The organism is Leifsonia sp. NPDC058248 (assembly GCF_042881905.1).
Taxonomy (GTDB): domain Bacteria; phylum Actinomycetota; class Actinomycetes; order Actinomycetales; family Microbacteriaceae; genus Leifsonia.
The window spans coordinates 1-1,082 of record NZ_JBHVXB010000033.1 but is presented as its reverse complement, the minus strand read 5'-3'; the positions used below and the strand labels follow the sequence as shown (position 1 = coordinate 1,082).

The 1,082-nt window shown below is 61.8% G+C and carries 2 protein-coding genes; both read right to left on the bottom strand.

The window, feature by feature from the left end:
* Positions 1-95: 95 nt before the first annotated feature.
* Positions 96-236: a hypothetical protein gene (locus tag ACFVV5_RS19210; protein WP_387247316.1), complete on the bottom strand. Its 141-nt coding sequence runs from the start codon at positions 234-236 to the stop codon at positions 96-98.
* Between the two features lie 14 nt (positions 237-250).
* Positions 251-1,082 (bottom strand): radical SAM protein (locus tag ACFVV5_RS19205; RefSeq protein WP_387247314.1); only part of this gene is annotated, 832 nt, incomplete at its 5' end.

Sequence of the window (1,082 nt, the reverse complement as noted above, 5' to 3'; positions counted from 1 at the left end):
CAGGGATCACTTCCAGGCGATCGGTCGTCATAGCTAACACTCTCAAACGGAGCAGGGCCCCGGCGCGTGTTGCGCCGGGGCCCTGAGCGGGCGATCTAGGTGTACGGGTTGTCCTCGCCGCAGCCCTGGGCCGACGCAGCGGTGTAGTCCTGGACGTTCTCGATGATCACCAGCTCCTCCACGTCCTGCGGCGGCTCAACCAGCCGCGTGGGCGAGAGTGCGAGAGCAACGGTCATTGAACTCACTCCTTCTATCCGTGTTGGCAGTAGTTCTTGAGTGGAGCCTTCGCCTCCTGCATCAGCTTGGCCATGGGCCTGCACACCCGGCACGAGCCGGAGAGCTGACAGCCGGAGCATCCGCCGGTGCGAAGCATTAGGGAGTCGGCGATGTCGCCGAGTTGAGCCAGGGCACTCACTCCGTCGTCCACCAGGCTGATGCTTGGATCGCGGCCTACCTTGCAGATCGAAGCTCGACCGAAGGGGTTGAGGTGGTAGAAGGTGTGCCCCGCTGGACAGCCAGTGAAGGGCTGCCTGTGGGTGAGGTGTTCAGGAGACTGCTGGATCAGGGGTTCTGCGCCGCCCGAGATGGTGGGTGACATGTTGGCGTACTCGGTCCACGGCAGACCAAGGCGTGTGGCCCATGCCCGCATAGCGTCTTGCTCGTGTGCGTTGTCCTTGATGATGATCAGGCTGAGCTTGACATTCAGCCCGGCCTCAACTGCCGCGTCCAGGCCCTTACAGAACTTCTTGTAGGAGTGCGGCTTCCGTGTGGCCTTCTCGTACGTTTCCAGAGTGGCGCCGTACAGGCTGAGCGTGAGCTTCTCCGGCGGCAGCTCTCGGAAGAGGTCGATCATTTCGGGTCGATGGAGCCGAGACCCGTTGGAAAGGATCTCCACCATCATGCCCAGCTCGGTAGCAAGCCTGTAGGCGGGCTTGAAATCAGGATCGATCAGCGGTTCCCCGCCAGTGAACTGAAACCAGATGACCCCGGAGTCACGTACTGCGTACAGGAGTCTGACCTTGCCGTCCCAGTCGAGACCCTCGAAGCGCTTTTCTCCGAGGTAGCATTCGGGACAGTCGTAG